The organism is Deltaproteobacteria bacterium (genome assembly GCA_016933965.1).
Classification (GTDB): Bacteria; Desulfobacterota; Syntrophia; order Syntrophales; family UBA2210; genus JAFGTS01.
On the sequence record JAFGTS010000013.1, the window covers coordinates 130,198 to 136,783 of the forward strand.

Annotated in this window: 6 protein-coding genes; all 6 read left to right on the top strand. The window is 57.1% G+C overall.

Annotation, left to right across the window (positions count from 1 at the left end; genetic code table 11):
* Positions 1-55 precede the first annotated feature (55 nt).
* A complete protein-coding gene (locus JXO48_03110; protein ID MBN2282858.1) occupies positions 56-901 on the top strand; it encodes a MerR family transcriptional regulator in 846 nt (281 codons plus the stop codon).
* A gap of 179 nt (positions 902-1,080) precedes the next feature.
* Entirely contained in the window at positions 1,081-2,412 is a 1,332-nt protein-coding gene (locus JXO48_03115) for a cytochrome ubiquinol oxidase subunit I (protein MBN2282859.1), read from the top strand.
* Complete coding sequence (gene cydB, locus JXO48_03120) at positions 2,405-3,430, top strand: cytochrome d ubiquinol oxidase subunit II (protein MBN2282860.1); 1,026 nt, start codon at positions 2,405-2,407, stop codon at positions 3,428-3,430. The genes JXO48_03115 and cydB overlap by 8 nt, the downstream gene beginning before the upstream one ends.
* A 33-nt stretch (positions 3,431-3,463) precedes the next feature.
* The gene (gene ltaE / locus JXO48_03125) at positions 3,464-4,504 is read left to right on the top strand and encodes a low-specificity L-threonine aldolase (protein ID MBN2282861.1); all 1,041 of its coding nucleotides are present in this window, start codon (positions 3,464-3,466) and stop codon (positions 4,502-4,504) included.
* A gap of 127 nt (positions 4,505-4,631) precedes the next feature.
* Positions 4,632-5,444 carry a hypothetical protein gene (locus tag JXO48_03130; GenBank protein ID MBN2282862.1) on the top strand — a complete coding sequence of 271 codons (813 nt, stop codon included), beginning with the start codon at positions 4,632-4,634 and terminating at the stop codon, positions 5,442-5,444.
* 21 nt (positions 5,445-5,465) lie between these two features.
* On the top strand, positions 5,466-6,586 hold a 1,121-nt coding region (locus JXO48_03135), incomplete at its 3' end, for a hypothetical protein (protein ID MBN2282863.1).

Here is a 6,586-nt window from a genome sequence, read left to right on the forward strand (position 1 = left end):
TGACAGGTCTCCCTCCATGCGGTATAGACTCCAAGATCATGAAAAATAGAAGGACATGATGATGAAAAACACATCCTTTATGAAGATATCGGAATTATCGGAATTAACGGGTGTCTCCGCCTCGACCATCCGTTACTATCTCAGGGAAGGACTTATCAACCCTCCGGTCAGGACGGGGAAGACCATGGCATACTATGACGAAGGTCACGTCAAGCAACTCGAATTGATCAAGGAGATCCAGGATGGAGAGAAACTCCCCCTCCGTTTTGTGAAAAAGATGATGGAAAAGATAGAGAAGGAAACCCTGAGCGGCCAGCAGGGTGCCGCCAGAACGAACCGCCGCGAAGAGATCATCAAGGCGGCGATCAGCCTGTTCCGTGAAAAGGGATACGAGAATACCAGCATTACCGATATTGTTGACAGGGCCCGGGTCGGCAGGGGGACCTTTTATCTCAATTTCGACAACAAGGAAGAGCTGTTCATCGAATGCGCCGATAAGATATTTTTTGCCATGTATGATGATGTCTGGCAGGAAATCAAGAATGAGAAGGATATGATCGAACGACTCAAAAAACGGGGTCTTGCCTTTTACCGTTCCTATCCCCAGTGGCAGGACATGATGAACCTCATAAGAGGTGCCGCCGTCGGAAAACGGGGACCCCTCGCGGAAAAACTGAAACAGGTCATGCACCAGATCATCGACCCGATCAGTCATGATGTGCAGCGGGGGATCGAGCAGGGCGCCATACGTGACCTTAACAGCACCCTCGTGGGATTTATGCTGATGGGGATGTCGGAATATATCTCCTATCTCATTTATGAAGACGAAGCCTTCGACCGGGAAAGTACCTACGAGACTGTCTGGAACATTCTCGGAAGCGGTATCGAGAAAAAGAAATAATCACTGAACATTGTGAATACCGTCAACGGCCCGCTCCGGGTGATCCCGGGAACGCATGTGCCCGCCCTCTCTGGGAGATTGACAGCGTCCGCGTTTTCGGGCAATATTGTTCCGGCGATCACACATGCCGCGTGTCATGCCGGACGTGATCCGGGGAATCGTGAAAGGAGGGTCGTGACATGGATGTCCTGATACTCTCGCGGATTCAGTTCGCCGCCGCCACCTATTTTCATTTTCTTTTTGTCCCCCTGACTCTGGGGTTGTCCATCATTATCGCCATCATGGAGACCATCTACGTCAGGAGCGGCGATACCGATTACCTGCGGATGACGAAATTCTGGGGAAAGATCTTTGTCATTAACTTCGTGGTGGGAGTGGTGACGGGCATCACCCTGGAATTCCAGTTCGGTACGAACTGGTCCCGTTACTCACAGTACGTGGGTGATGTATTCGGGCCCCTGCTGGCGATCGAAGCGACAGCGGCATTTTTCCTGGAATCGGTGTTTCTCGCCGTCTGGATATTCGGCTGGAAAAGACTTTCACCGAAGGCCCACGTGGCGGCCATCTGGCTCGTGGCCTTTGCCTCGACCCTGTCGGCCCTCTGGATACTCGTGGCCAATTCCTGGATGCAACACCCCGTGGGATATGTCCTGCGGAACGGCAGGGCCGAGTTGGCAAACCTGCTCGATATCGTGACCCAGAGCTATTCCGTGCTTACCTTTCTCCATGCCACTTCGGCATCTTACGTGGTGGCGGGGTTTTTCGTCATGGGCGTCAGCGCCTTCCACCTGCTTCGGAACAGTCACCGCCTTCTCTTCGAAAAGTCGTTCAGGATCGGGCTTTATTTTTCCCTGATCTTCTCGATCTTCGTTGTCGCCGAAGGTCACATGCACGGTGCCGACCTGGCTGAAAAACAACCGGCGAAGCTGGCGGCCCTCGAATCCCTCTGGGAAACCCAGGCCTACGCGCCGCTCTACCTGCTGGCTGTTCCCGGCATGGACAATGAAGGCAATGTCCTCGAATTCGGACGCGTTCCGGGGGTCATGAGCCTCCTCGCCCACCACCGGCCCGACGCCGTGGTGACGGGGCTCAACGATATACCGAAAGAGCTGCGGCCTCCCGTGGCCCCCGTTTTTTATTCGTTCAGGTTCATGGTCGTCCTGGGAGGGCTCTTTGTCCTGCTCACGCTGTATGGCTGGCTCCGGCGCAACAGGCTTTCCGAGAGCAGGACATTTCTCAGGATCCTGGTCTATGCCGTTCCGCTTCCCTATATCGTCTGCCTTGCGGGCTGGACCGTGACGGAAGTGGGAAGACAGCCCTGGATCGTGTACGGCCTGATGAAAACGGCCGACGCCGTTTCGCCCATTGCGGCCGGGCACGTGGCGGTATCCCTGTGGGCATTCATCATCGTTTATTCCCTGGTCGGCGTCGGGGCCTTCGCCATGATGCTCCGGATCATTCGTAAAGGACCGGCGGAAGATGCGCGAAAGGAGGTGTCCAGCCATGCTTGAAACGCTGTGGTTCTTTCTGTGGGGGTTGCTCTGGGCCGTCTATTTCATGCTTGACGGGTTCGACCTGGGACTGGGTATCCTGCTTCCCGTCACCTCGAAAAGAGATAAGGAAACGCGCGCGCTCTACCGTGCCATGGGGCCCTTCTGGGACGGAAACGAGGTCTGGCTGGTCGCCGCCGGGGGAGTGACCTTCGCCGCATTTCCCACGGCCTATGCCGTCATGTTCAGTTCCCTCTATGCCCCGCTCCTGTGCGTGCTCTTTGCGCTTATCATTCGCGCCGTCGCCGTCGAGTTCCGGGGGCAGCTTGAGGCGAGCGCCTGGCGTGCCTTCTGGGATGCCTGCCTCTGGGCGAGCAGTTTCGCGGCGGCCTTTCTCTTCGGTCTCATCTTCGCGAACCTCTTCCGGGGGATCCCCCTGAACGAGGACGGCCTGTTTCAGGGTTCACTGCTCGCGCTGTTCAACCTGTACGGTGTATCGGGCGGCGCTTTCTTCCTCATTGCCTTCATGTTCCACGGCTCGCTCTGGCTGGTGATAAAATCGGACGGAAAATTGAGGAGCCGGGCCATCGTGGCGGCCGTGTCTTCCTGGACGGCGGTGACCCTGGCGGCACTGCTCTTTCTCATTCTTTCAGGGTTCAGAACGGACCTCTACGTTAATTATGTGAATATGCCGGTCCTCTTCCTGATCCCCGGGGCCGCCATCGCAGCGCTCCTGGCCGCCCGGATATTCATCAGCCGCCGTTCGTGGTGGAAGGCCTGGTTTTCTTCCGCGATCTTCATCGTGGCGGCCACCTTTTTCGGCATCGCCGGTCTCTATCCCTACATCCTGCGGTCGACCCTTGACGAACGGTTCGGCATCACGTTATATGAAGCCGCGTCGAGCCCGCTGACCCTGAAGACGATGCTCGTGGTCGTCTGCATCTTTGTCCCCCTGGTCCTCGTGTATCAGGGGTGGGTGTACTGGTTGTTCAGGGACAGGATAGAAGACGGCGATACGGCGGCGGGGGAACCGTACTGAATTGAAAGAACAACGGACGGAACGAAAGACGACATGAAGGCAATAGACCTGCGAAGCGATACGGTGACGATGCCCACACCGGTCATGATGGACGCCATCATGAAGGCCGACCTGGGAGATGATGTGTTCGGCGAGGACCCGACCACAAGAAGGTTCGAAGAACTGGCGGCGGAGACGCTCGGCATGGAATCGGCCATGCTGGTCGCCAGCGGCACCATGGGAAACCTGGTGTCCCTCCTGACCCATTGCGGCCGGGGAGATGAAGTGATCCTTGGTGACGAGGCACACATATTTCATTACGAGGCGGGAGGCATGTCCGCCCTGGGAGGCATCATGCCGCATCTGGTGCCGAACAACGCGGATGGGACAATGGCCCTGAAGGACATTGAAGGGGCCGTTCGGGGGGACAACATCCATTACCCCCGCACCCGGCTGATCTGCCTTGAAAATACCCACAACCGGTGTAACGGAGCCCCCCTGACGGCCGAATACACCGGTGCCGTGATCGGCCTCGCCCGCTCTTACGGCCTGAAGGTGCATCTCGACGGTGCCCGTATATTCAATGCCGCCGTGGCCCTCAACGTTCCCGCCCGCGAGCTTGCCCGCGGTGTCGATTCCGTCAGTTTCTGCCTGTCCAAGGGCCTTTCGGCGCCTGTCGGTTCCGTTGTATGCGGTTCTCATAAATTCATTAATGAGGCACGCCGGCTTAGAAAGGCGATCGGCGGAGGCATGCGCCAGACGGGGATACTGGCGGCGCCCGGCATGGTCGCTCTCCGTGAAATGACGGAACGGCTGGCCGAGGACCACGAAAACGCGCGCCTGCTCGCTGAGGGCATCGCCGGTATTCCGGGCTTCTCCGTTGCCGTTGACCAGGTGAGGACGAATATCGTCTTCTTCACCCTGGAGAATGAAGGGCTGTCCGATGACGACTTTCTCGCGGAAACGGCGAAGCGGGGCCTCCTTCTCCTTAATCTCGGCCCGGCCCGTTTTCGGGCCGTCACCCATTACGGCATTACAAAAGATGACATAAAGAAGGCCCTGTCCCTGCTCGAAACGGTTATCGAGCGGAAATGACCGTGCCCGCATCCGTCATTCCCTGTGAAATTCTTCCGTGATATTTTTCTGATGATTTTTCTTCCGATTTATGCATAATCCCTCTTTTCAATTCATGATCATGAGGTCATACAAGGAGGTACAATGTATGTGGATAGTATGTAAGAAGTTGATTTCATTGGTCCTTATCGTGTGCGTCGTGACGCTGCCGGTGCAGGTGTATGCCTATGGCGGTGGTGGCGGTGACGGCGGTGGTGGTGACACGAAGGACCTGGCGAGTGCCGGTGCCGGTGTCGGGGGGCCGCCTTTAACGTTTACGCCGCCCGACGATCTGCCCTTTGACATTCCTGATGACTATGAGAATCCGGAAAGTGAAGTCGCCGGCGGTACGGAAGCCCTCACCTACAAGTCACCCAACAAGGACATTTCACAGGCCCTGTCGCAATGGATGAGCCAGAAATATCACTCGCTGACAGCCAGGCTTCACAGCGCCATGGCGTCGGCCTATGGTGTCATGGGCAGCGTCTGCAGTTTCGTCAAGGTAAATGCGAAAATTGCCATCGCCACCATGGCTTTTATCGGCGCCGTCGCGGGTCTGATCGCCATGGCGCCGGCGGCGGCGGCCGCTGTCGGCATTACCATTGCAGGAGCCAAGGCAACCGCTGCGGCCTATGGTGCGGCGGCCCTTGTAACGGGTGCCCTTATGGCGGGTGCCGAACAATATGACAAGAGCCTTGAAGAAGGAAAGAGCCAGACCGATGCCGCTGCCGACGGGCTGACCACCGGCGTGGGAAAAGGTGTCATCGACCAGGCTATCAACATGAATCCTGCTTTCGGGACGATCGATCTCATCCAGAAGGCGGGGACTGGGAAGGGACTTGGTGACCAGGCCCTTGAGGGAACCACGGGGGGAGGGACTCCCAATCTCGGTTTCGCCCCCATGGCCCCCATAGACGCCTGATGACAGACAGGAGGTAACACAATGAAAAGAAACATTAATTATATATGTGTGGCGATACTGATGGGGATCCTCCTGTTTCCTCTTACCGGCTGCAAGGAGCAGATGCAGGCGCTCACGGCGCCCATCGCCGGAAGCTCGGAAAAGGTCGAGGCGCGGTCGATCTACCTGCCGAACCAGTCGATTCCGGCTGATATCAAGCTGGTTTCTGCGGCCGTCGGTGTTTCCGCGTACGGAGAAGACCCTCAGAAGGTTGCCGGCGTCAGGATGGAACGGGCCATTGAAAAGCCCTGGAACGACCTTGTTCCCTCAAATTTCCTGCTCGCGCAGCACAAGATCATCGAGTATGGTCCCTCAACGGAATTTTACCAGTCCATGAGCCTTGCCGGATCCCTTGATTTTCAGGACCATCTGGGACGCCGGACGATCCTCCTCTTTGATGCCACGTACCGCGTCGAGGGATCGGGGGTGACCATTTCCCGCTGCGGTGTCGCGCCCGTCTTTCCCGATGAACCGCAGGTCGTTGCCCTGGTCGTGCCGGGGAATAAAATTCCCAGGAACACGAAGAAGATCATGAGTTCCTTTGAATCCCTCTACCGATTCGCCCTGGCGAATTCGATTCCCATGGACAAACCGGGTACCCTTCCCCCCGGGGACAATCTGTATGTCGTCTTCTGCTTCGTCATGGACCGCCTGTCGGTGACGGCCGACATCAAGTTCATGGTCGATGACGAGAAGACACGGTCCCAAGGATACTGTGATTCAACCCGGTATTACGATTACGACGGCTGGCGCGTGGCGATGCTGCCCGGCACCTTCAAGCTTCTCGACGAGAAACCGCTCTACTTCAAGTTGAGTTACCGCCCGGGCAAGGAACAGCCCATTATGCGGCGCTATGAGCGTCAGATAGCCATGTTCGGGACCTTTGACCGGGAGACCCTGCGCGAGGCCCAGAACCGTCCGGAACTCGAGATGATCCTGCCCTTTGAGACTGCAACGGCGCCCATCGACCCGAACGTGAAGAACCGCTGGGAATCGGCTGTCGTGAAATACCCCGAAGTGAAGAGCATGGACGTGATGCAGGGATTAACATCGGTGTTCGGCGGCGGAGAGAAAAAACCCCAGCAGCGTGAACAGGTTATTCC

Excerpts from the sequence above, each read along its gene's own strand:
- JXO48_03110 (MBN2282858.1), top strand. The coding sequence starts at position 56 with ATGATGATGAAAAACACATCCTTTATGAAGATATCGGAATTATCGGAA.
- JXO48_03115 (MBN2282859.1), top strand. The coding sequence starts at position 1,081 with ATGGATGTCCTGATACTCTCGCGGATTCAGTTCGCCGCCGCCACCTAT.
- cydB (MBN2282860.1), top strand. The coding sequence starts at position 2,405 with ATGCTTGAAACGCTGTGGTTCTTTCTGTGGGGGTTGCTCTGGGCCGTC.
- ltaE (MBN2282861.1), top strand. The coding sequence starts at position 3,464 with ATGAAGGCAATAGACCTGCGAAGCGATACGGTGACGATGCCCACACCG.
- JXO48_03130 (MBN2282862.1), top strand. The coding sequence starts at position 4,632 with ATGTGGATAGTATGTAAGAAGTTGATTTCATTGGTCCTTATCGTGTGC.